This is a genomic window from Flavobacterium sp. 140616W15, from assembly GCF_003668995.1.
Taxonomy (GTDB): Bacteria; Bacteroidota; Bacteroidia; order Flavobacteriales; family Flavobacteriaceae; genus Flavobacterium.
The window spans coordinates 197,383-221,887 of the sequence record NZ_CP033068.1 but is presented as its reverse complement, the minus strand read 5'-3'; the positions used below and the strand labels follow the sequence as shown (position 1 = coordinate 221,887).

General features: G+C 33.6%; 14 protein-coding genes, 1 tRNA gene and 3 pseudogenes. 2 read left to right on the top strand and 16 right to left on the bottom strand.

Annotated features, from left to right (window positions below):
• Positions 1-62 precede the first annotated feature (62 nt).
• From EAG11_RS00980 to EAG11_RS00970, 3 genes and pseudogenes are all read right to left on the bottom strand, one after another.
• Positions 63-2,833, bottom strand: a pseudogene (locus EAG11_RS00980) (bifunctional aconitate hydratase 2/2-methylisocitrate dehydratase).
• A 285-nt stretch (positions 2,834-3,118) separates the two neighbouring features.
• A pseudogene (locus tag EAG11_RS00975) lies at positions 3,119-4,071 on the bottom strand (AAA family ATPase).
• Positions 4,072-4,150: 79 nt separating this feature from the next.
• Positions 4,151-5,581 carry a peptidylprolyl isomerase gene (locus EAG11_RS00970; protein ID WP_129537474.1) on the bottom strand — a complete coding sequence of 477 codons (1,431 nt, stop codon included), beginning with the start codon at positions 5,579-5,581 and terminating at the stop codon, positions 4,151-4,153.
• A 568-nt stretch (positions 5,582-6,149) separates the two neighbouring features.
• Here EAG11_RS00970 and EAG11_RS00965 point away from each other — a divergent pair.
• Both EAG11_RS00965 and EAG11_RS00960 read left to right on the top strand, forming a co-directional pair.
• Positions 6,150-7,583: an alpha-amylase gene (locus tag EAG11_RS00965; RefSeq protein ID WP_129537473.1), complete on the top strand. Its 1,434-nt coding sequence runs from the start codon at positions 6,150-6,152 to the stop codon at positions 7,581-7,583.
• Between the two features lie 176 nt (positions 7,584-7,759).
• The gene (locus tag EAG11_RS00960; RefSeq protein WP_129537472.1) at positions 7,760-9,349 is read left to right on the top strand and encodes a peptide chain release factor 3; all 1,590 of its coding nucleotides are present in this window, start codon (positions 7,760-7,762) and stop codon (positions 9,347-9,349) included.
• Positions 9,350-9,441: 92 nt separating this feature from the next.
• On the opposite strand, the gene EAG11_RS00955 is transcribed toward EAG11_RS00960, so the two are convergent.
• From EAG11_RS00955 to EAG11_RS00895, 13 genes and pseudogenes are all read right to left on the bottom strand, one after another.
• Positions 9,442-10,473, bottom strand: a complete 1,032-nt coding sequence (locus EAG11_RS00955; RefSeq protein WP_129537471.1) for a T9SS type A sorting domain-containing protein — start codon at positions 10,471-10,473, stop codon at positions 9,442-9,444.
• Between the two features lie 84 nt (positions 10,474-10,557).
• The gene (gene lnt, locus EAG11_RS00950; protein WP_371414651.1) at positions 10,558-11,895 is read right to left on the bottom strand and encodes an apolipoprotein N-acyltransferase; all 1,338 of its coding nucleotides are present in this window, start codon (positions 11,893-11,895) and stop codon (positions 10,558-10,560) included.
• Positions 11,862-12,041, bottom strand: coding sequence for a hypothetical protein (locus tag EAG11_RS00945; protein WP_129537469.1), 180 nt, complete (start codon positions 12,039-12,041; stop codon positions 11,862-11,864). Before EAG11_RS00945 ends, lnt begins: the two co-directional genes overlap by 34 nt.
• Positions 12,042-12,411: 370 nt before the next feature.
• Positions 12,412-12,723, bottom strand: coding sequence for a DUF3467 domain-containing protein (locus tag EAG11_RS00940; protein ID WP_129537468.1), 312 nt, complete (start codon positions 12,721-12,723; stop codon positions 12,412-12,414).
• Between the two features lie 11 nt (positions 12,724-12,734).
• Positions 12,735-17,044: pseudogene (gene rpoC / locus EAG11_RS00935) on the bottom strand (DNA-directed RNA polymerase subunit beta').
• A gap of 316 nt (positions 17,045-17,360) precedes the next feature.
• A complete protein-coding gene (gene rpoB, locus EAG11_RS00930) occupies positions 17,361-21,173 on the bottom strand; it encodes a DNA-directed RNA polymerase subunit beta (protein ID WP_129537467.1) in 3,813 nt (1,270 codons plus the stop codon).
• Between the two features lie 262 nt (positions 21,174-21,435).
• The gene (gene rplL, locus EAG11_RS00925) at positions 21,436-21,804 is read right to left on the bottom strand and encodes a 50S ribosomal protein L7/L12 (protein ID WP_039111372.1); all 369 of its coding nucleotides are present in this window, start codon (positions 21,802-21,804) and stop codon (positions 21,436-21,438) included.
• A gap of 93 nt (positions 21,805-21,897) precedes the next feature.
• Positions 21,898-22,398, bottom strand: coding sequence for a 50S ribosomal protein L10 (rplJ, locus tag EAG11_RS00920; RefSeq protein WP_129537466.1), 501 nt, complete (start codon positions 22,396-22,398; stop codon positions 21,898-21,900).
• A 22-nt stretch (positions 22,399-22,420) separates the two neighbouring features.
• Positions 22,421-23,110, bottom strand: coding sequence for a 50S ribosomal protein L1 (rplA, locus tag EAG11_RS00915; RefSeq protein ID WP_055094620.1), 690 nt, complete (start codon positions 23,108-23,110; stop codon positions 22,421-22,423).
• 13 nt (positions 23,111-23,123) lie between these two features.
• Complete coding sequence (gene rplK / locus EAG11_RS00910; protein WP_035619182.1) at positions 23,124-23,561, bottom strand: 50S ribosomal protein L11; 438 nt, start codon at positions 23,559-23,561, stop codon at positions 23,124-23,126.
• Between the two features lie 67 nt (positions 23,562-23,628).
• Complete coding sequence (gene nusG / locus EAG11_RS00905; protein WP_129537465.1) at positions 23,629-24,180, bottom strand: transcription termination/antitermination protein NusG; 552 nt, start codon at positions 24,178-24,180, stop codon at positions 23,629-23,631.
• Between the two features lie 10 nt (positions 24,181-24,190).
• Positions 24,191-24,388, bottom strand: coding sequence for a preprotein translocase subunit SecE (secE, locus tag EAG11_RS00900; protein ID WP_035619188.1), 198 nt, complete (start codon positions 24,386-24,388; stop codon positions 24,191-24,193).
• Positions 24,389-24,406: 18 nt separating this feature from the next.
• Positions 24,407-24,477, bottom strand: a tRNA-Trp gene (locus EAG11_RS00895).
• Positions 24,478-24,505: the final 28 nt, after the last annotated feature.

The following is a 24,505-nucleotide window of genomic DNA, read 5'->3' as shown; positions in this document are numbered from 1 at the left end:
AAGAAAAAGCCTGAGTTTATCACTCAGGCCTTTTATATATAATCATTATAACTTATCGTAAATTACATCACTAACAGTTTATGAGAAGGAGCAAACCTAGTCAGGCTAATACCTTCTACAGCTGCTGTATATTCATCTAATGTAGGAGTTCTACCTAAAATTGTAGACAACACCACAACTGGCGTAGAAGAAAGCAATGACTCTCCCTTTTTACCTTCTGTATCCTCTACTACTCTTCCTTGGAAAAGACGAGTAGATGTTGCCATTACAGTATCTCCTTTTGAAGCTTTTTCTTGGTTACCCATACAAAGATTACATCCAGGACGTTCTAGATACAACATGTTCTCATATTCTGTACGCGCAGCACCTTTAGGAGCGCTATCGTTAAATTCGAAACCTGAGTATTTCTGTAAAACTTCCCAGTCTCCTTCAGCCTTAAGTTCATCCACAATATTATATGTAGGCGGTGCTACAACAAGTGGTGCTTTAAACTCAACCTTACCGTGCTGTTCTTCTATATTTTTAAGCATTTGAGCAAGGATCTTCATATCACCCTTGTGAACCATACAAGAGCCAATAAATCCAAGATCTACTTTTTTCTCTCCTCCATAAAAAGATAATGGTCTGATTGTATCGTGAGTATATCTTTTAGAAACATCAGCATTATTTACATCTGGATCAGCAATCATAGGCTCTATAATCTGATCCAAATCAACAACAACTTCAGCATAATACTTCGCATTTGCATCTGGAGTTAAAGCTGGCTTCTCAGCCGATTTAATTTCTGCAATTCTCTTATCTGCTTTATTAATCAATCCCTGAAGAACTTGTTTTTCATTGTCCATTCCTTTATTGATCATAATCTGGATTCTGCTTTTTGCAATCTCAAGAGATTCAATTAAAGTATCATCTTCAGAAATACAAATAGAAGCTTTTGCTTTCATCTCTGCAGTCCAATCTGTAAACGTAAATGCCTGGTCAGCAGTAAGAGTACCAAGATGAACCTCGATAATTCTACCTTGAAATACATTCTCTCCACCAAACTTTTTAAGCATTTGAGCTTGTGTTGAATGAACTACATCACGGAAGTCCATATAATCTTTCATCTCTCCTTTAAACGTCACCTTTACAGATTCAGGAATTGGCATTGAAGCCTCACCTGTAGCAAGTGCAAGTGCTACTGTCCCAGAGTCTGCTCCAAAAGCTACACCTTTTGACATTCTTGTATGAGAGTCACCACCAATAATGATAGCCCACTCATCTATTGTAATATCATTAAGAACTTTGTGAATTACATCCGTCATTGCATGATAAACTCCTTTCGGATCACGTGCAGTGATTAAACCGAAATCATTCATAAATTTCATCAATTTTGGAATGTTTGCCTGAGCTTTTTTATCCCATACTGAAGCCGTATGACAACCTGATTGGTATGCACCGTCAACAATTGGAGAAATTACTGTAGCCGCCATAGACTCTAATTCCTGAGCTGTCATAAGCCCAGTAGTATCTTGCGAACCTACGATATTAACCTCTACACGAACATCTGAACCAGCATGTAATACTTTACCTGGAGCTATACCAACAGCATTTTTGTTGAAGATTTTTTCTACTGCTGTAAGACCTTGTCCTTCAAGAGAAATCTCTTTTGATGGAGCAAATACAAGAGGAGCCTCAATTTCTAAAATTTTAGCTGCTAATGTCTGAAGTTTTTTACCAAATACAATTGCATATGATCCTCCAGCCTTTATAAATTCCATTTTCTGAGGTGTAAAAGCCTTAGAAATATCAATTAATTCTTTGTCTCCGTTATAAAGCTTTTTTGTTTTAGTGTTTATAGTAAGCACTGTACCTGTAGCAACTGAATATGCTTCTTCCAGAATTGGCTCATTATTCTCATTACGAACAACATTCCCATCTGCATCAAGCTTTTTAACCCAGTTTTTAAGATCTAAACCAATACCACCCGTAACATCCACAGTTGTTAAGAAAATCGGAGAAATACCGTTTGTTCCCCCAACGATTGGAGCTATATTAACAAATGGAATATATGGGCTTGCTTGTTTTCCTGTCCAAAGTGCCACGTTGTTTACACCTGACATTCTAGAAGAACCAACTCCCATTGTACCTTTTTCTGCAATTAACATCACACTTTTATCAGGATGCTGTGCTTGTAATGCCTTAATTTCTTCTTGTGCTTTAGGTGTAATCATACACTGCCCATGAAGTTCACGATCAGAACGTGAGTGAGCCTGATTACCTGGAGATAATAAATCCGTAGAAATATCACCTTCGCCTGCAATAAAAGTAACTACTTTAATTTCTTCAACTACCTCTGGCAATTTAGTAAAAAACTCTGCCTGTGCGTAGCTTTTAATAATTTCTATAGCAACTGGATTACCATTTTTAAATGCCTCTTTTAAACGATCTGTGTCTGCCTCGTAAAGGTAAACTTGTGTTTTAAGAACATTTCCTGCTTCTTTTGCAATAGTAGCATCATTACCTAAAGCTAAATCTAACAACACTTCAATAGAAGGTCCACCCTTCATGTGCGATAATAACTCAAATGCAAAAGCTGGTGTTATTTCTTTCACTTCAGATTCTCCAAGAATAATCTCTTTAAAAACTTAGCTTTTACACCTGCAGCACTTGTAGTACCTGGTATAGTGTTATAAATAAAGTGTTTAATAGATTCTTCACGATACTCGTTATCTAAATCTTTAATTTGAGCAATAATCACGCTTAACAACTCAGCACCATCTATTGGCTTCGGGTGAAGACCTTGGTCTTTTCGTTCTGCAATCTCTTTAATGTAATCGTTATAAGTATTCATAATCGAAGTCTTTTCTAAGTATCTTATTTTTTTGTACGCAAATTTAAAAATTAAAGCCGAGAATTAAAAAAAATATAACAGAACTCGCCTTTTCAAAAGTTATTATTAAAAAATAACGATTTACATTGCGTAAATTTAGCAAAATTGCATTTTAACGTCAAAATATTAAATTATTAATAATATAAAATCCTTTCTTTGACAAAGTCGAAATTCTTTATTCCAAAGAAAAAGGTTCTTTGCTATGTTTTAAGCAAAGAACCTTTCTAAATAAGTATTTTTATAACGTTATAGTAGCTTCTTAATTATAATTTCTTCTGTAATTCCTTCAGCATCGGCTTTGTAATTTTTAATGATTCGATGTCTTAAAATACCAGTTGCTACCGCTTTTACATCTTCTATATCTGGCGAAAATTTTCCATTGAATGCAGCATGTGCTTTGGCCGCCAAAATTAAATTTTGCGAAGCTCTCGGTCCTGCCCCCAATCTAGATAATTTTTAACAAAATCATTCGTCAGACTATTATCAGGACGGGTTTTACTAACCAAAGTTACCGCATACTCTATCACATTATCTGCTACAGGGATTCTACGGATTAAGTGTTGGAAATCGATAATTTCCTGGGCCGTAAACAACGGGTTAATTACACTTGTATTATCTGAAGTAGTACGTTTTACAACTTGCACTTCTTCTTCAAAACTTGGATACTCTAATTTTATAGCAAACATAAAACGATCCAATTGTGCTTCTGGCAAAGGATAAGTTCCTTCTTGCTCAATAGGGTTTTGTGTTGCTAATACAAAATAAGGTAAGTCTAATTTATGATTTTCACCAGCTATCGTTACTGAACGTTCCTGCATTGCTTCTAGTAAAGCCGCTTGTGTTTTTGGCGGTGTTCTATTAATCTCATCTGCCAAAATGATATTCGAAAAAACAGGCCCTTTTATAAACTTGAATCGTCTGTTTTCATCCAAAATTTCACTTCCTAAAATATCTGACGGCATCAAATCTGGAGTAAATTGAATTCTCTTAAAATCAAGTCCTAAAGCCTGTGACAGTGTATTTATCAATAATGTTTTTGCTAATCCTGGGACACCTATCAAAAGAGCATGCCCTCCAGAAAAAATGCAAATCAAAATTTGATCTACAACATCATCCTGACCTACAATTATTTTTGCGATTTCAGTTTTTAATTCATTACGTTTTTGGACTAAGTTATGAATTGCAGTTACATCAGACATCTTATGAATGTATTTAAAATTAAAAAGAGTTAGTTCTATGAATTCATAAAACTAACTCTTTTTATTTATTTTATAAAAATTATTTTTTCAACCAATTATTAGTAAAAGCACAATCTCTGTACTCTCCAATAATTTTAATATAAGTTTCTTTTATTTTTTCATCAAACCATTTCGCAATAGCATTGATCTGTTTTTCCTTTAAAGCTAAATCTTTAATCTTGATATAATCTTTACCATAATCAGCAACATGCTCTTCGATTCTATTCGTTACAGTAATTAACTTATATGTTTTTTTACCCTTATCATCTGTATTCAAAATTGGTTGCGAAACATCGGTATCTTTTAAATTTGAAACCTGAGAATATAATGTAGGATCCATTTTTGTTAATTCAAAACGTGTATCCTGCGTATTTGGATTAATTAATGCTCCACCATTTGCACGTGTTTCTTTTTCGTCTGAATCTGCTCTTGCAGCTTCAGCAAAAGTAACTTTCTTATCTACTATTTTTTCTCTAATTGCTGTGATTCTTTCTTTTGCTTCTTTCAAAGCCTCTTCAGAAACAGCCGGAGCAATTATGATATGTCGTAACTCTACCTCTTGTCCTTTAATCTTATCAATTTTTATAATATGAAATCCAAAAATAGTTTCAAAAGGAGCTGAAATTTCCCCTTCTTGAAGACTAAAAGCAACATCCTTAAATTCTTTTACGAAAGCTGTCTTTCTATTCATCTTATAATATCCTCCATTTGAGCTAGAACCTGGATCTTGTGAATACAAAACGGCTTTAGTTGCAAAACTAGCGCCATCCTCTACATCTTTTTTAATACTGTTGAGCCTGTCTATAACTTTTTGCTTGTCTTCTTTAGAAACTTTAGGTTCCACTACAATCTGTGCTACTTCCATTTCTGCTCCAAAAGTTGGCAATTCATCCTTCGGTATTTTTTTAAAGAAATTACGAACCTCTTCTGGAGTAATCTCTACTCCATCAATAATTTTCTTTTGCATCTCTGATGCTAACTTTTGCTCTTTTAAGATATCTGCAAAATAAGTTCTAAACTCTTCAACAGAATTCTTTTTGTAATACTGAACTACCTTGTTTATATCTCCGATTTGCTGAACCATATAGGTCAATCGTTCTTCCATCATACCTTTTACTTCAGCATCACTTACAATAATACTGTCCTGAATAGCTTGATGTGCATATAGCTTATCTTCTAAAAGTTTTCCAAGCATTTGACATCTTGAAATATCTTTAACTGATCCTCCTTGACCACTAATTTCTAAATAACTTTTATCAATATCTGAATCTAAAATAATATAATCACCTACTGTAGCGATAATACCATCTATTTTTTGTTTTTGATTACTTTTAACTACAACTGGTTTTTTAACAACTGTATCTTTAATAATTTCTTGCGCTCTGGTTAGCGAAGTGAAAAGAAGCAAAAAACTTATTGTAAATACAAATTGACAATTGATAGTTTTTATTCGTAATTTTTTTAATAGCATTATTTTTAAAATTTAATTTTAATGTAAAGAAGCTTTATTATTTAGCATTATTTCGGTTACAAATATAGTAAACCGAATATTTCAATATATATTTTAAATGTTCAGAAAATAAAAATCTTTACAAATCTAACAAACATTGCTTAATTAACTTATAACGAACAAAAATAACAATTCAATCACATAATACAAGTTAACTTATTACTATTAACAAAAAATTATATGCTATCAAAAAAAATCTCGTATCTAAAAATTAATCACATCTAATATTTGGAATAATTTATAAGATCTCTCAAACTCTTTTCTACTCTAATCTAGATTAACCGCTATCAAAACCCCTCCGCAAGAAACTCATTTTAAGCTAAATAACTTAAAGTTTTCAACACTATAACGTTTTCGTTTAGAAATTAAAATCTTCAAATGCTTACACAAGCAAGTTTTACCTACATTCGATATGTGATTATTGTTATTTATCCCAAAAATATACAAATAAATCAAACTTTATATTTATTATTTAATTAATCACAATTTTATCACCCAAATCTACAATTAACCTAAAAACCATTTAATTATGAAAAAACAAATTGTAAAGCTTTATTTAATTAGTGCTCTAACAGCTTTTTTTAATTCTTGTAGCTCAAACGAAAATACTGATTCGGAAATTGAAGCCGCGAATTCCAATTTTAAAGTTATAAATGTCACCAATCACGATGGTCGTCCGTTCAGCACAGGAATTTCTACTACAGGAAAATATGTTGCAAATCCGGGTGGAGGAGTAATGATGCAAGCTTTTTATTGGGATGTTCCTTCTGGTGGAAATTGGTGGAATACTATTAATACTAAAATTACAGATTGGTCAAATGCTGGAATTGGTTCCATTTGGTTACCACCTGCATCAAAGGCACAAAATGGTGCTTTTTCGATGGGTTATGATCCAACTGATTATTTTGATTTTGGAGATTATAATCAAAATGGATCTGTAGAAACTCGGTTTGGATCTAAAACAGAATTGGTAAGTTTGATAACCAAAGCCCACGCTGAAAACATGCAGGTTTATGCTGATATTGTAATTAACCATAATAGTGGCGGGCAATCGGAAGCAAATCCGTTTACAGGAACCAATACTTGGACCAACTTTAGCGGAGTTTCTTCAGGAAAATTCACTCGTAATTATAATGACTTTTATAAAAATAGTTATGGTAATAATGACGAAGGCTCTTTTGGTGGTTTCCCAGATTTATGCCACGCAAATCCTCATGTACAGGATTGGTTATGGCTTAGAGCTGATGGGGTCGGTAAATATTATAAAAATACTATGAAATTTGATGGTTGGAGATTTGATTACGTTAAAGGATTTGGTGCGTGGGTTGTAAACGCCTGGAATGCAAATGTAGGTGGCTTTTCTGTTGGCGAATTATGGGATTCGAATGTAAACGTATTAAATGACTGGGCTAATAATGCTAATAGTTCAGTTTTTGATTTTGCTTGTTATTATAAAATGAATGATGCCTTTGATGGAAATAATCTTGCTCTATTAAATGACGATATGATGTGGAAAAGAAACCCATACAAAGCTGTTACTTTTGTTACCAATCATGACACTGACGAAATTTCGAATAAATTATTGGCTTACTCCTATATATTAACTCATGAAGGATATCCAACTATTTTTTATAGAGACTACGAAGAATGGCTTGATAAAAATAAATTAAACAACCTTATCTGGATTCATAACAACAAGGCCACTGGAACCACTTCTATTTTATACTCTGATAATGATGAATATATTGCCCGCAGAAACGGATATAACGGAAACCCTGGATTGGTAATGTACATCAACAATTCAACATCATGGCAGGAAAGATGGATTCAAACCAATTGGGCAAATACTCAAATCAAAGATTTTACAGGGAGCTCAAGTTGGTATCCTACAACTCAAGCTGACCAATGGGTGAAAATTCAATGTCCTCCAAAAGGTTATACCATTTGGTCGATTAATAATTAATTATTACCTAATAAATACATTTAATTTTGAGGCTGACTATTTAAATCAGCCTCTTTTTTATTCAAACAACCAGATAATAACAACGTAGTTTCTAAACGAAACAGACTTAAATTAAGAAGCTACTATTTTTTTTAAGCCGTAATTAATAGTACTTTTGCAAACTATTGATATTAAATATGAGCTTTTTAAAAGAAATACAACGTAGGAGAACATTTGGAATTATTTCGCATCCCGATGCTGGTAAAACAACATTAACTGAAAAACTATTGTTATTTGGTGGTGCTATTCAGGAGGCTGGTGCAGTAAAAAACAATAAAATAAAAAAAGGAGCTACGAGTGATTTCATGGAAATTGAGCGTCAGAGAGGAATTTCGGTTTCTACCTCTGTATTGGCCTTTAATTATAAAGATAAAAAAATCAACATCCTTGATACACCTGGACACAAGGATTTTGCGGAGGATACTTTTAGGACTTTAACCGCTGTAGATAGTGTAATTGTAGTAATTGACGTTGCTAAAGGGGTTGAGGAACAAACGGAGAAATTAGTTGCTGTATGTAGAATGCGTAAAATTCCGATTATTGTTTTTATAAACAAATTAGATCGTGAAGGTAAAGATGCATTTGATTTGATGGATGAAGTAGAACAAAAATTAGGTTTGACTGTAACTCCATTAAGTTTCCCTATTGGTATGGGATATGATTTTCAAGGAATCTACAACCTTTGGGAACAAAACATCAATTTATTTAGTGGAGACAGCCGTAAAAACATTGAAGAAACCATAGCTTTCTCTGATGTACAAAACCCTGAACTAGAAAAAATCATTGGTCAAAAACCTGCTGATAGGCTACGTGAAGAATTAGAATTAATTGATGAAGTCTATCCTAAGTTTGATCGTCAGGATTATTTAGATGGAAAATTACAACCTGTATTCTTTGGTTCTGCTTTAAATAACTTTGGAGTACGCGAATTATTAGATTGTTTTGTTACAATTGCTCCTTCTCCAAGACCAAAAGAATCTGAAACACGTTTGGTTGAACCTACCGAAGAAAAAATGACCGGTTTTGTATTTAAAATACATGCCAATATGGATCCTAAACATAGAGATCGTTTAGCATTTATAAAGATCGTTTCTGGTACTTTCGAAAGAAATAAACCGTATTATCATGTACGTCAGAAAAAGAATTTAAAATTCTCTAGTCCGAATGCTTTTTTTGCTGAGAAAAAAGAAATTGTAGACATTTCATATCCTGGTGATATTGTTGGTCTGCATGATACAGGAAACTTTAAAATTGGAGATACATTAACTGAAGGTGAAGTAATGAGCTTTAAAGGAATTCCTAGCTTCTCTCCTGAGCACTTTAGATACATTAATAATGCCGATCCGATGAAAGCTAAGCAATTAGACAAAGGAATCGATCAATTAATGGATGAAGGTGTTGCGCAATTGTTTACTCTAGAAATGAATAACCGTAAGGTTATCGGAACTGTTGGTGCACTTCAGTATGAAGTAATTCAATATCGTTTGGAACATGAATATGGTGCAAAATGTACGTATGAAAATTTCCCTGTTCATAAAGCTTGCTGGGTTAAACCTGATGATGCTAAAAATGATGAATTCAAAGAATTTAAACGTATTAAACAAAAATTCTTAGCAAAAGACAAATACGGTCAATTGGTATTTTTAGCTGACTCAGACTTTACAATACAAATGACTCAAAATAAATACCCAAGTGTGAAATTATTTTTCACTTCTGAATTTGAATAATGTTATTACATAAATAAAAAAAACGCCAACTTAAAAATTGGCGTTTTACATTTAATCTCTTATCCTGAAACATTTAAAAAAAATAAGGAATTTTAATTTCTAATCAATTTAACTGTTTTAGATTGATTATTCTCATTTGTTACTTTTAATAAGTAAACCCCTTTTGGTGCATTACCTAAATCAAGTGTAGTTGTACCAGAATTCATTTTTTGAGACTGAATAGTTTTTCCTGACAAATCAAATAAAACCATTGTACCGTTTGATTTGCTATCTACAGAAAAGTCATTACTTGATGGGTTAGGATACACTTTTAAACCACCATTAAAATCTAAATCATGATCATCTACGCCTAGAGAACCAACATTAACCTGTACTTCTGTACGTTCGCTTTCACAAGAGACCGTTTGGGAAACATAATATTTACCAGTTACTAGTGTAGTTACCGGATCCAATTCAGTACCACCTTCAGCTTGATTATACCATTTTAAGTTATCACCAACAGCTGTCAAATCTTGAACTTTTGCGTTAGTGCTTAGATTTTGCGGAGAATTCACCAAAGCTACTTGAGTAGAACAATAACGAAGAACAGCATCTTCAAACTTATTTGCACTCAATACTCTAAAATAATAAACATCCGTAATAGAAATAAACGCATTTGGCTTAATACTAAACTCATATTCAGTGAATATATTGTTCCCTGAAGGTAGAGTCCTTGCAGGATTAGTATTTGAACTAACAAACAATCCACCCTCAAAATTATTTGAATTAGTTACAGAAATCTGTTTAGTGGTAACGCTACCATCGGCCACATAAGCTGACCCTACATAAGTAAAAGGCGAACCAGAATCTGAAAGATTCTTCCAATTTAAAGCATCAGTAGAAAATTGAATATTTGATTGATAAGTTACAGAATTTCCTGTTGGAGCATTATTATCATCAACAGTAACTCTAAGTCTAATAGCATCAAGATTATAAATTGTCAAAGGTGTGTTTAATGGGGCTTTCCAAGTCGCTGTTGTTTCATCTCCATTATCATTTCGCCAACGGTAAGCAGACATTCTTGTGTATGCATTGGCTAAATAAAAGTTAGCAAGCAATAATGTAAAAAGTATAGTTTTATTCATATTTTAATTGTTTTTTTTTATTAATTTGTTCATTTTTAGAGTTTTCATTTGTGTCTATTCTTATAATTCGAGTTTTTATAATTATTAAATATAATAGTATGAAAAGGATAAGAGACAAAGGAAAAAATAAAGGATATTTTGTAAATATTGACAAATTGCTATTTGGTTGAATGACTCCAGAAACCAATGTATTACCAGTTTCTTTTTCTCTGAGACAATTACCCCATCACTATTAATTATTGCATTAACGCCACAATTATTAGCAACACAAATATCTTTGCGATTTTCTACAGCCTGAAGACGAGCATAATAAAAATGTAAATCGGATATATAATTATCTTTAAACCAGCCATCATTACTTAGGTTAAAAAAAAAGTTAGCACCGTTTTCAACCTGTTCCACGCCACTATTTTCAACGACTACTTCATTACAAATTAAATTACCAGCTTTACCAAAACTAGTTTGAATAGGTTGATTACTTTCTCCTTTTGACAGAACAAAACCCTCTTGAGTTAAAAAAGGAACAAGAAATTTCCCTAATGGTTCCTCAATTCCCTTAAGCAAAATTTGTTTGTTATAAATTCCATTAACCTTGTTTTGGTTATCTATATAAAAAATTGAATTATAAAGTTTTTTACCAATACTGTCCTGATTATTGATTCCAATAACATGAATAGGATTACCGCTACTGCTTATTTTTATTATCTCCTTCAATAATTCGTCATTGACATTATAAGTCCATGGTATTGTTGTTTCTGGCCAAATGATAAAATCTGGTCTAAGTGCCGCCGCATCTTTACAAAGCTGAAAGTAATTATTAGCTAATGTGTTTCCATTCTCGCTATTCCATTTAGTCTCTGGATTCGTATTGTCTGAAACAATAGCTACTCTAAAAGATTTTCCAACTGGATCAAGAGTGTAAGTATTAAAAATAATATACCCCGATACAAACATAAGAGCAAGAATTAAAAAGCTACAACCTAAATAAATTTTCTTTTTTTGTATAAAAAAATCAGCTATAAAAAGATTTATCAAAACCGTCAAAAAGCTTAATAATACCAAACCTCCCAAACTTGTTAATTGAATAGTATAAAGATTGGTAACAAAAGGAAAACCAATTCTAAAATAATGCAATGGAAATGACTGCAATACAAAGGCTAATACGAACTCCGAAATTGCCCAAATTGCGGCTACACATATTCTATTAAGAAACAATGTACTATTTGATTCTACTTTTGTTACCCATATCATCCTAATAACCCAGAAAAGAATAGAAAAATAAAGACCTAAAAAAATACTACTAATAATACAAACACAAACTCCATAAAGAGAGCTATTTCCTGTATAATGACTCACCCCTTGAATCATCCATGAAAACATCCCTATTCCTATTCCAAAACCAAAAATAAAACCAATAGCAATTGATTTTTTATAGAACTTACATTGATAATTACAAATAAAGGAACCAATGCAATACAGATAAGCAAAATCCAGAGATGAGTATTCGCAAAGTTTAATAGTAATCCTGAAGCAAGCGTTATTAATAAAGTATTTATTTTTATTCCCATTTATATTAATTTAATAAATCAAAGTGGTTTTTTTAACAATTTTAAGACGGCAAATATACTTTTTTTAACATATAAAACAATATGAAAATTAAACAGATTTTTTTCTGGATTTATCATATAAAAAAAGCGCTACTTTATTAAGTAGCGCTTTTTTTGAATATGTGAATTAACAAAAAAACAACCTCGAGTGAGTATTCAATTTCTAGGAAGTTGCAAATTATAAAAAGACATTCTAAGAATAAAATTAAGTCGATAAAGTGCACCTAAAATCGGATAAAATGTATCTTATTCATAAACAACCTCATTCTTCAAAATAGAAGTATCAAATTCTAGGGTATAAAAAAAGCCCCATTCCTGGGGCTTTTAAAATTTATGCTTGTCCTGCCGGACCGAAGTTAAGCGGTATCGGTGCTTGTTCAGTTTCCTTGATTTCGCCATGAGCGACTTCAAATCGATGAATATTTTCTCCAATAGCTTTTAGTAATCGTTTAGCATGTTGCGGTGTCAAGACAATTCTTGACTTTACCTTGGCTTTAGGAATACCTGGCATAATACTTACAAAATCTAAAACAAATTCTGAAGAAGAATGATTAATAATTGCTAAGTTGGAATAAATTCCTTCAGCGATTTTCTCATCTAATTCTATATTAATTTGCTCTTGTTGTTGGTTCGAATTACTCATAGTTTCCTAAATTAATAAATATATTCTTCTTTATTAGCCATCATTTCGTTGTAATCATCTTTAGATCCTACAATTGTATTATCGTATTCTCTCATACCAGTTCCTGCAGGAATTCTGTGTCCAACAATTACATTTTCTTTCAATCCTTCTAAGTAATCTACTTTACCTGCTACTGCAGCTTCGTTAAGTACTTTTGTTGTTTCTTGGAAAGAAGCAGCAGAAATGAATGATTTAGTTTGTAGCGAAGCTCTTGTAATACCTTGTAGAACTGGCGTTGCTGTTGCAGTAATTACATCTCTAGCTACTACTAGATTTTTATCTGTACGTTTCAATAATGAATTTTCATCACGTAATTCACGAGGAGAAATAATCTGACCCGCTTTTAATACACTAGAATCTCCAGCATCTTCAACAACTTTCATTCCGTATAATTTATCGTTTTGAACGATGAAATCTTTAGTATGAATTAATTGATCTTCTAAGAATAAAGTATCACCTGGATCTTGTACTCTTACTTTACGCATCATCTGACGAATAACAACCTCGAAGTGTTTGTCATTGATTTTTACCCCTTGCAAACGGTATACCTCTTGAATTTCATTTACCAAGTACTGTTGAACAGCTGCTGGCCCTTGAATTCTTAAAATATCGTCTGGAGTAATAGCACCGTCTGACAATGGTACACCTGCTCTAACGAAATCATTCTCTTGAACTAGAATTTGACTTGACAATTTAACCAAGTATTTTCTAACATCACCAAATTTAGATTCGATAACGATCTCACGGTTACCTCTTTTGATTTTTCCAAAAGAAACAACTCCATCAATCTCAGAAACTACAGCTGGGTTCGAAGGATTACGAGCTTCTAACAACTCTGTAATTCTTGGTAAACCTCCTGTAATATCTCCTGATTTAGAAGAACGACGTGGGATTTTCACCAATACTTTACCTGCTTTAATTTTCTCACCGTTTTCAACCATTAAGTGGGCTCCAACTGGTAAGTTATAAGAACGAATTAATTCACCTTCTTTACCGTAAACTAATAAAGTTGGAATTAATTTTTTAGCTCTTGATTCAGAAATTACTTTTTCTTGGAATCCTGTTTGCTCATCAATTTCAACCATGAATGATTGACCTTGCTCTAAATCTTCGTAAGCAATTTTACCAGTAAATTCAGAAACAATAACTCCATTATATGGATCCCATTTACAAATAACATCTCCTTTAACAACCGATTGTCCATCTTTTACAAAGATACTAGATCCGTAAGGAATGTTGTTTGTACTTAATAAGATACCTGTTCTTTCGTCAATTAATTTCAATTCAGTAGAACGAGATACTACAATATCAACTGCATTTCCTTCGTTATCCTCACCTTTAACAGTTTTTAAATCTTCGATTTCTAGTTTACCATTAAATCTTGTAATGATGCTAGATTCTTCAGAGATACCACCCGCAACCCCTCCAACGTGGAAAGTACGTAATGTTAACTGTGTTCCTGGCTCTCCAATAGATTGTGCAGCAATTACTCCAACTGCCTCACCTCTTTGAGTCATTTTACCAGTAGCTAAGTTTCTACCGTAACATTTAGCACAGATTCCTTTAACAGCTTCACAAGTTAATGGAGAACGAACTTCAACTTTCTCAACTGGAGAAGCCTCAATTGCTTTCATTATAGCTTCTGTGATTTGCTCACCAGATCTTACTAAATAGTCACTTGTTAAAGGATTAATTACATCTTGCAATGCAACACGTCCTAATATTCTTTCTCCTAACGATTCAACAATCTCTTCATTCTTTTTCAATGCAGAAACTTCAACACCTCTAAGAGTACCACAATCCTCAATGTTAACAATAACATCTTGAGAAACGTCATGTAATCTTCTTGTTAAGTAACCAGCATCGGCAGTTTTAAGAGCCGTATCCGCAAGACCTTTACGAGCACCGTGAGTAGAAATAAAGTACTCAAGGATCGAAAGTCCTTCCTTAAAGTTAGAAAGAATCGGGTTTTCAATAATTTCACCACCACCAGCAGTAGATTTTTTAGGCTTAGCCATCAAACCACGCATACCAGTTAACTGACGAATCTGTTCTTTAGATCCCCTTGCTCCAGAGTCAAGCATCATATATACAGAGTTGAATCCTTGTTGATCTTCTCTAATATTTTTCATTGCTAACTCTGTAAGTTGAGCATTTGCAGAAGTCCAAACATCAATAACTTGGTTGTAACGTTCGTTATTGGTAATAAGACCCATGTTATAGTTTGTTGAGATACCTTCAACTTGCTCTCTAGCATCTGCAATCAACTTAGTTTTTGTTCTGGAATTCTAATATCACCAAGAGAGAATGATAAACCTCCTCTAAAGGCAAATTTATACCCCATATCTTTCATATTGTCCAAGAAGGCAGCAGTAGTAGGTACATTGGTTGCGCTTAAAACGTGTCCAATAATATCTCTAAGGTTTTTCTTAGTCAATACATCATTAATATATCCAGCAGCCTCAGGTACTACTTCATTAAACAATACACGACCAGCGGTAGTTTTAATGATTTGGTACACTAATTCTCCAGCTTCATTAAAATCTTTTGCTCTAATTTTCACTGAAGCATTCAATTCTAATCTTCCTTCGTTTAATGCGATATTTACTTCTTCTGCAGAGTAAAAAGTTAGGCCTTCACCTAAAATTGTAAGCTCTGGAGTAGTAAGACGTTCTTTGGTCATATAATATAGACCCAAGACCATATCCTGAGAAGGTACAGTAATCGGCGCACCGTTAGCAGGGTTCAAGATATTGTGAGAAGCCAACATTAACAATTGTGCTTCTAAAATAGCCTCTGGTCCTAATGGTAAGTGTACCGCCATTTGATCCCCATCAAAATCGGCATTAAATGCCGTACAAACTAGAGGGTGCAATTGGATTGCTTTTCCTTCAATTAATTTTGGTTGGAATGCTTGGATACCTAATCTGTGCAAAGTAGGAGCACGATTCAGTAATATTGGGTGACCTTTAATTACATTTTCAAGGATATCCCAAACTACTGGCTCTTTCTTATCTATAATTTTCTTAGCAGATTTTACCGTTTTAACAATACCTCTTTCTATCAATTTACGGATAACAAAAGGCTTGTATAATTCAGATGCCATATCTTTAGGGATACCACATTCGAATAATTTTAATTCCGGTCCAACAACAATTACCGAACGAGCAGAATAATCCACACGTTTTCCTAAAAGGTTTTGACGGAAACGTCCTTGTTTACCTTTTAATGAATCTGATAATGATTTTAATGGTCTGTTTGATTCTGTTTTAACAGCAGAAGCTTTACGCGTATTATCAAATAATGAATCTACTGATTCTTGCAACATACGTTTCTCGTTTCTTAAGATAACTTCTGGAGCTTTAATCTCCATTAATCTTTTCAAACGGTTGTTACGTATAATTACACGACGGTATAAATCATTTAAATCTGAAGTTGCAAAACGACCTCCATCAAGTGGCACAAGCGGACGTAATTCTGGTGGAATAACAGGAACCACTTTCATGATCATCCATTCTGGACGGTTTTCGCGGTTTAAGTTAGACTCTCGGAAAGACTCAACTACTTGTAATCTTTTTAATGCTTCTGTTTTACGTTGTTTAGATGTTTCGTTGTTAGCGCTATGTCTTAGTTGGTAAGATAACTCGTCTAAGTCAATACGTGCCAATAAATCCATAATACACTCTGCTCCCATTTTGGCAACAAATTTATTAGGATCAAAATCATCTAAATATTGATTGTCTTGAGGAAGAGAATCTAAAATATTTAAATATTCTTCTTCAGTTAAAAAGTCTAATCTTTGTAAAGATTCTCCATCTGCATTTTTAGCAATACCTGCTTGAATTACTACGTATCTTTCGTAGTAAATAATCATATCTAATTTCTTAGAAGGAAGCCCAAGGATATAACCAATTTTATTAGGAAGAGAACGGAAATACCAGATATGAGCAATAGGCACAACAAGGTTGATATGTCCTACTCTATCACGACGTACTTTCTTTTCAGTAACTTCAACACCACAACGGTCACATATAATACCTTTGTAACGAATTCTTTTATATTTACCACAAGCACATTCAAAATCCTTAACAGGTCCGAAGATTCTTTCGCAGAAAAGTCCGTCACGTTCTGGTTTGTGAGTTCTGTAGTTAATTGTTTCTGGTTTCAACACCTCTCCTCTTGATTCTTTCAAGATAGATTCTGGTGAAGCCAATCCGATAGAGATTTTATTAAATCTTTTAACTGGATTTTTATCTTTATTATTGTTTCTATTATTCATCATAGTTTTTACTATTGATTTATTTGCAATTAAAAAATTGATTCTTGTTTTAATCTAAAGTCAAATGTCTTAAAGTTTTTAAAGTCACGAATAACTTTATACTTTGGACTTTCAAACTTTCGACTTAAAAACTACCTCGGGTTACTTCTCTAAACTTCAAACCTCTATTTTGAAGTGCTAATTATAAAACTTTTCAGGTTTAAATAAAAAATCGGAACGGGTTACGGGTATAAATCCTAAAAACTTTTATTTTGGTAAACAGCTTAAGTCCCAGTTTTCAGTGTGAACTGAATACTGAGACTGTAACTGAAAACTTTATTTATTCTTCTAGACGAATATCAAGTCCAAGACCTTTCAATTCGTGCATCAATACATTGAATGATTCTGGTAAACCTGGTTCTGGCATTGACTCTCCCTTAACGATTGCTTCGTAAGTTTTAGCTCTACCAATAACGTCATCAGACTTAACAGTTAAGATTTCACGTAGTGTACTTGACGCTCCATAAGCCTCAAGTGCCCAAACCTCCATCTCTCCAAAACGCTGACCTCCAAATTGAGCTTTACCTCCAAGTGGTTGTTGTGTAATCAACGAGTATGGTCCGATAGAACGTGCGTGCATCTTATCATCTACCATGTGTCCTAATTTCAACATGTAGATCACACCTACAGTTGCTCTTTGGTGGAAACGTTCTCCAGTTCCTCCATCATACAAATACGTATGACCGAATCTTGGGATTCCCGCTTCGTCAGTCAATTCATTGATTTGATCCAAAGTAGCACCATCAAAAATTGGAGTAGCAAATTTTCTACCTAAATTTTGTCCAGCCCAACCTAAAACCGTTTCATAAATCTGACCAATGTTCATACGAGAAGGTACCCCTAGTGGATTCAATACAATATCTACAGGTGTTCCGTCTTCAAGGAAAGGCATATCTTCATGACGAACGATTCTTGCAACAATACCTTTGTTACCGTGACGTCCTGCCATTTTATCTCCTACTTTCAACTTACGTTTTTTAGCAATATAAATTTTTGCTAATTTCAAAATTCCTGCTGGCAATTCATCTCCAACAGTAATAGTGAATTTCTCTCTTCTTAAAGATCCTTGTAAGTCATTCAACTTAATTTTATAGTTATGAATTAAATCATTAACCATTTTATTAGTTGCGTCATCTGCAACCCATTGACCTTTACTTAAGTGAGCAAAATCTTCTACTGCGTAAAGCATTTTTTGAGTATATTTTTTACCTTTTGGTAAAACTTCTTCACCCAAATCATTCATTACACCTTGAGATGTTTTTCCGTTAACGATCAAGAATAATTTTTCAACCAATCTGTCTTTTAATTCAACAAATTTAGTTTCAAATTCCATTTCCAAAGCACCTAAAGCATCTTTGTCTTGTGTACGTTTACGTTTATCTTTTACGGCTCTTGCAAATAATTTTTTATCAAGAACTACACCATGTAAAGAAGGAGAAGCTTTTAATGAAGCATCTTTAACATCACCTGCTTTATCTCCGAAGATTGCACGAAGCAATTTCTCTTCTGGAGTAGGATCTGATTCTCCTTTTGGAGTAATTTTTCCGATAAGAATGTCGCCAGGTTTAACCTCTGCTCCAATTCTAATCATACCGTTTTCATCTAAATCTTTAGTAGCTTCTTCAGAAACGTTAGGAATATCATTAGTCAACTCTTCGTTACCTAATTTTGTATCTCTAACTTCTAATGAATAATCATCTACGTGAATTGACGTAAAGATATCATCACGAACTACTTTTTCAGAAATTACAATCGCATCCTCAAAGTTATACCCTTTCCATGGCATGAACGCTACTTTTAGGTTACGACCTAAAGCTAATTCTCCATTTTGTGTAGCATATCCTTCTGATAATACTTGACCAAGTGCTACTCTATCACCTTTCTTAACGATTGGTTTCAAGTTGATACTTGTTCCTTGATTGGTTTTTCTAAATTTAATTAGATTATATGTTTTTTCATCAGACTCAAAACTAACCATTCTTTCTTCTTCAGAACGATCGTATTTAATAGTGATGATGTTTGCATCAACATATTCTACTGTTCCATCACCTTCTGCATTAATCAATACTCTTGAATCAGACGCAACTTGACGCTCTAAACCTGTTCCTACAATAGGAGCTTCAGGGCGAATTAAAGGTACTGCCTGACGCATCATGTTTGATCCCATCAAGGCTCTATTCGCATCATCATGCTCTAAGAAAGGAATCAAAGATGCAGAAATAGAAGCAATTTGATTTGGAGCAACGTCTGTATAATCTACCTGTGTTGGGTCGATTACAGGGAAATCACCTTCCTGACGTGCAATTACGTTTTCAGCGATAATTTTTCCTGTTGCATCCATTTCGATGTTTGCTTGCGCAATCAACATTCCTTCTTCTTCTTCAGCACTTAAATATACTGGAGTAGTATCAAGATCTACAACACCGTTAGTTACTTTACGGTAAGGAGTCTCAATGAATCCCATTCCGTTAACTTTAGCATAAACACCAAGAGATGAAATCAAACCAATGTTTGGTCCCTCAGGGGTTTCAATTGGACATAAACGTCCGTAATGCGTATAGTGAACGTCACGTACCTCGAAACCAGCTCTCTCTCTCGAAAGTCCACCTGGTCCAAGTGCAGATAATCTTCTTTTGTGCGTAATCTCAGCAAGTGGATTCGTTTGATCCATAAATTGAGACAACTGGTTAGTACCAAAGAAAGAGTTGATAACTGATGATAATGTTTTAGCATTAATCAAATCAATTGGTGTAAACACCTCGTTATCTCTAACGTTCATTCTCTCACGAATAGTTCTAGCCATACGTGCTAAACCAACACCGAATTGTTGAGACAATTGTTCTCCAACTGTTCTAACACGACGGTTTGATAAGTGATCAATATCATCAATCTCAGCTTTAGAGTTGATTAATTCAATCAAATATTTTACAATGGTAATGATATCTTCTTTGGTAAGCACTTGCTTTTCCATTGGGATATCTAAACCAAGTTTTTTGTTCATTCTATAACGACCAACTTCACCTAAGTTATAACGTTGATCAGAGAAGAACAATTTATCTATAATACCACGAGCAGTTTCCTCATCAGGCGGTTCAGCGTTACGCAACTGACGGTAAATATGCTCAACAGCTTCTTTTTCAGAGTTTGTTGGATCTTTTTGTAATGTATTGTGGATAATAGCATAATCTGCTTGATTATTATCCTCTTTATGTAACAAAATAGATTTAACGTTAGAATCGATGATTTCTTCAACATTATCTTTGTCGATAATAGTATCTCTATCAAGGATGATTTCGTTACGTTCGATAGAAACTACTTCACCAGTATCTTCATCAACGAAATCCTCATGCCATGTATTTAATACACGTGCAGCAAGTCTTCTTCCAATATATTTTTTAATACCTGTTTTAGAAACTTTAATTTCTTCAGCAAGGTCGAAAATCTCAAGGATATCCTTATCTCTTTCGAATCCAATTGCACGGAATAAAGTTGTAACTGGTAATTTTTTCTTTCTATCGATATAAGCATACATTACGCTATTGATATCTGTAGAAAATTCTATCCAAGATCCTTTAAAAGGAATTACTCTTGCAGAATAAAGTTTTGTTCCATTTGCGTGGAATGATTGTCCAAAGAAAACCCCAGGAGAACGGTGTAGTTGAGATACTACAACACGCTCAGCACCATTGATTACAAAAGTACCGCTTGGAGTCATATAAGGTATTGTTCCAAGATAAACATCTTGTACAATAGTTTCAAAATCTTCGTGTTCTGGATCTGTACAATATAGTTTTAACCTAGCTTTTAAAGGCACACTATAAGTAAGACCTCTCTCTATACATTCTTGAATTGTATAACGTGGTGGATCAACAAAATAATCTAGGAACTCCAACACAAAGTTATTTCTTGTATCTGTGATTGGAAAATTTTCCATGAAGGTGTTGTACAACCCTTCGTTGCCTCTTTCATCAGATTTAGTTTCTAATTGAAAAAAATCTTTAAAAGATTTAACCTGAACATCTAGAAAATCTGGATATACAGGGATATTTTTTGTAGAGGCAAAATTCAATCTTTCAGTCTGATTTGTTATCATCAATGGACAAAATTTTGATTAAAAAAAAGTAGTTTTTTGTGTAAAAACACATTGTTTAATTTATACTTTCTTTTTATAATCAATACATCTTTAAAAATAATCCGATAAATTCGGTTCAATTTTTTTTCTTCGTATTGATCAAAAACTTTTTCGTATTTTAAACTATTTGATAATAAAACATGCTATATTTTATTATACGAAAAATGGTTTAGGCCATTGAGATAACTCAAGACCTAAACCTAGTTCTTAAAACTGAGTTGAATTATTTAAGCTCAACAACAGCTCCAGCTTCTTCTAATGATTTTTTAAGACCTTCAGCCTCTTCTTTAGAAACACCTTCTTTAACGTTACTTGGAGCACTATCAACTACATCTTTAGCTTCTTTAAGACCTAAACCTGTAAGTTCTTTTACCAATTTAACTACAGCTAATTTAGAAGCACCAGCTTCTTTCAATACAACTGTAAATTCTGTTTGTGCTTCTTCAGCAGCTACATCACCACCAGCAGCAACTACAACAGCTGCAGCAGCAGGCTCAATACCATACTCGTCTTTTAATATTGTTGCTAATTCGTTAACTTCTTTAACTGTTAGGTTAACTAATTGTTCTGCGAATTGTTTCAAATCTGCCATTTTTTCTATCGTTTAAAATGATTTGTAAAATATAATTATTTATTGTGCGCTATTTAAGCAGCAAGGAAATACGATCCCCTCGCATTTTTGTTATTATGCTTCTGCCTCTTCGCTGTTTGCGAATTGGTTTTGTAAAGCAGAGATAACTCTTTGAGCTGGAGATTGAAGTAATCCAATAAGTTCTCCAAGAAGTTCTTCTTTAGATTTGATAGTTGCTAATGCATCTAATTGATCATCTCCAATGTAAACTTCTGAATTAATAAAAGCTCCTTTTAAAATTGGTTTATCAGATTTCTTACGGAAATCTTTGATAATTTTTCCAGGTGCATTTGCAACATCTGAAATAAAGATTGAAGTGTTTCCTTTCAATACTGAAGGCAACTCACCATAATTATTTTCAGAAGCTTCCATAGCTTTTGCAAGCAATGTGTTTTTTACAACCTCTAATTTTATACCTGCTTTAAAACAAGCTCTTCTCAAATTTGAAGTTGTTTCTGCATTTAGTCCAGAAATATCTGCTACATAAACAATATTTGTACCAGCTAACTGTGCAGTTAAATCTTCAATCGCGATTGATTTTTCTTCTCTAGTCATACTAAAAATTTTTAACTACCAATTATACTGCTTTAGGGTCCAAAGCAATTGCTGGACTCATAGTGCTAGTAAGGTGAATTCCTTTAATGTAGGTACCTTTAGCAGCAGTTGGTTTAAGTTTGATTAATGTTTGAATAATTTCGTGTGCATTGTCATAAATTTGCTCAGCTCCAAAAGAAACTTTACCAATTCCTGCATGTACGATACCAGTTTTATCAACTTTAAAGTCAATTTTACCAGCTTTAACCTCTTGAACAGCTTTTGCAACATCCATAGTTACAGTACCTGTTTTAGGGTTTGGCATTAAACCTCTAGGTCCTAAAATACGACCTAATGGACCTAATTTACCCATTACAGCTGGCATAGTGATGATAACATCAACATCTGTCCAACCATCTTTTATTTTTTGTAAATAATCATCAAGACCTACATAGTCTGCTCCAGCTTCTTTAGCTTCTGCTTCTTTATCTGGAGTAACTAATGCTAATACTTTTACATCTTTACCTGTTCCGTGAGGTAATGTTACCACACCTCTAACCATTTGATTCGCTTTTCTTGGATCTACACCCAATCGAACTGCGATATCAACAGACTCATCAAATTTTGCAGAAGCTATAACTTTAATTAATGCAGCTGCATCTTTTAAAGAATATAGTTTGTTCTTTTCAATTTTTGAAGCAGCCTCTTTTTGCTTTTTTGTCAATTTTGCCATGTCTTTCTCTTAATTAAAAAGGAGAATCTCCTGATACAGTTATACCCATAGATCTAGCTGTTCCAGCGACCATACTCATTGCAGACTCCATAGTGAATGCATTTAAGTCAGGCATCTTGTCTTCAGCAATAGCTCTAATTTGTTCCCAAGTAACACTAGCTACTTTTTTACGATTAGGCTCACCTGAACCAGATTTTAGCTTTGCAGCTTCCATTAACTGAACTGCTGCTGGAGGAGTTTTTACAACAAAATCAAATGATTTGTCTTTATACACAGTAATTTGTACTGGGCATATTTTGCCAGGTTTATCTTGTGTTCTAGCATTAAATTGCTTACAGAACTCCATGATATTAACCCCAGCAGCTCCTAAAGCAGGTCCAACCGGTGGCGACGGATTCGCAGCACCTCCCTTAACTTGTAGTTTAACTACCTTACTAATTTCTTTAGCCATTTTTTAAAAAATTTAACACTGCAATTATTGGAAGCAATTGTAGTGATTATTATAGATGTAACGAAAATTATACTTTTTCTACTTGCATAAAGCTTAGCTCTAATGGAGTTTTTCTTCCGAAAATTTTAACCATTACTTCTAACTTACGCTTTTCTTCATTGATTTTTTCAACTGTTCCATTGAAACCATTGAAAGGTCCATCAATAACCTTAATTGTTTCTCCTAAGTTAAACGGAATCGAACGTGTATCTGTATTAACAGCCAGTTCATCAACCTTACCTAGCATTCTGTTTACCTCAGATAATCTAAGCGGAACAGGTTCTCCACCTTTAGTTTCACCTAAAAAACCAATTACACTAGTTATTGATTTAATAATATGAGGTATTTCACCAACTAAATTGGCTTCGATCATAACATATCCAGGAAAATATACTTTATCCTTAGCTATTTTTTTACCCTCTTTCACAGTTACTACTTTTTCAGTAGGAACTAAAACTTGGGAAACATAATCACCCATACCTAATCTGGCAATTTCCGTTTCGATATAAGTTTTGACTTTATTTTCTTGTCCACTTACTGCTCGAACCACATACCACTTTTTCACATTATTATCTGCCATTACAAAAAAATTACGCTTTTATCCAGTTAAAAAATCCAGCCAATGCTTTTGCAAAAAATTCATCTACTCCCCAAGTTGCCAAAGCGAATAATACTGAAAATACAGCTACTACAATTGTCAATCGTTGCACTTCTGCCCATGCTGGCCAAGTTACATTTGACTTCAATTCCTCGAATGCTTCTGATATGTAATTAACAACTTTTGTCATGAGATATATTTATTATTGCACGGGCGGAGGGATTCGAACCCCCATCAACGGTTTTGGAGACCGCTATTCTACCCTTGAACTACGCCCGTAATTAAAGCCAGTGGTCTCAGTTAAGAA

What these genes read in the sequence shown, in the direction of transcription:
- EAG11_RS00955 (WP_129537471.1), bottom strand. Translation starts at nt 10,473, where the DNA reads ATGAATAAAACTATACTTTTTACATTATTGCTTGCTAACTTTTATTTA.
- EAG11_RS00945 (WP_129537469.1), bottom strand. Translation starts at nt 12,041, where the DNA reads ATGGGAATAAAAATAAATACTTTATTAATAACGCTTGCTTCAGGATTA.
- rplA (WP_055094620.1), bottom strand. Translation starts at nt 23,110, where the DNA reads ATGGCAAAATTGACAAAAAAGCAAAAAGAGGCTGCTTCAAAAATTGAA.
- rpoB (WP_129537467.1), bottom strand. Translation starts at nt 21,173, where the DNA reads ATGATAACAAATCAGACTGAAAGATTGAATTTTGCCTCTACAAAAAAT.
- rplK (WP_035619182.1), bottom strand. Translation starts at nt 23,561, where the DNA reads ATGGCTAAAGAAATTAGTAAGGTAGTTAAACTACAAGTTAAGGGAGGT.
- EAG11_RS00970 (WP_129537474.1), bottom strand. Translation starts at nt 5,581, where the DNA reads ATGCTATTAAAAAAATTACGAATAAAAACTATCAATTGTCAATTTGTA.
- EAG11_RS00965 (WP_129537473.1), top strand. Translation starts at nt 6,150, where the DNA reads ATGAAAAAACAAATTGTAAAGCTTTATTTAATTAGTGCTCTAACAGCT.
- rplL (WP_039111372.1), bottom strand. Translation starts at nt 21,804, where the DNA reads ATGGCAGATTTGAAACAATTCGCAGAACAATTAGTTAACCTAACAGTT.
- secE (WP_035619188.1), bottom strand. Translation starts at nt 24,388, where the DNA reads ATGACAAAAGTTGTTAATTACATATCAGAAGCATTCGAGGAATTGAAG.
- EAG11_RS00960 (WP_129537472.1), top strand. Translation starts at nt 7,760, where the DNA reads ATGAGCTTTTTAAAAGAAATACAACGTAGGAGAACATTTGGAATTATT.
- nusG (WP_129537465.1), bottom strand. Translation starts at nt 24,180, where the DNA reads ATGGCAGATAATAATGTGAAAAAGTGGTATGTGGTTCGAGCAGTAAGT.
- EAG11_RS00940 (WP_129537468.1), bottom strand. Translation starts at nt 12,723, where the DNA reads ATGAGTAATTCGAACCAACAACAAGAGCAAATTAATATAGAATTAGAT.
- rplJ (WP_129537466.1), bottom strand. Translation starts at nt 22,398, where the DNA reads ATGACTAGAGAAGAAAAATCAATCGCGATTGAAGATTTAACTGCACAG.